General features: G+C 62.3%; 1 protein-coding gene. It reads left to right on the forward strand.

Going from position 1 to position 393, the window contains the following annotated elements; translation table 11 throughout:
• A partial coding sequence (locus L0U85_RS20200; protein ID WP_241379567.1) for an IS3 family transposase occupies positions 1-362 on the forward strand: 362 nt, incomplete at its 5' end.
• Positions 363-393: the final 31 nt, after the last annotated feature.

Below are 393 nucleotides of genomic sequence, written 5' to 3' on the forward strand. Positions count from 1 at the left end.
CGCGCGACCACCGGCCCGAGGTCACGGTCCATCACTCCGACCGAGGCTCGAACTACACGTCCCTGCGCTTCTCGAAAACTCTTGAGGCCCAGGGCATCAGGCAATCGCTGGGGAGCGTCGGCGATTCTTACGATAACGCGATGATGGAAAGCTTCTGGTCCACACTCAAGGTCGAGTTGATCGAACGCGACACCTGGCACACCATCGAACAGCTCGAGAATCGCCTGTTCTTGTACATCGACACCTGGTACAACCCCAAGCGGATCCAGAAGCGCTTGGCTTACCACAGCCCGCTCGAATACGAACAGCTCTGGGCGGCAGGGCAACTGCCCGCGACCGGTTCCGACGCCGGTGACCGGTGAGACCGGCGCTGCGGCCAGGGAACCCGACGGG

The organism is Glycomyces sp. L485 (assembly GCF_022548875.1).
In the GTDB taxonomy this organism is placed as follows: domain Bacteria; phylum Actinomycetota; class Actinomycetes; order Mycobacteriales; family Micromonosporaceae; genus Glycomyces.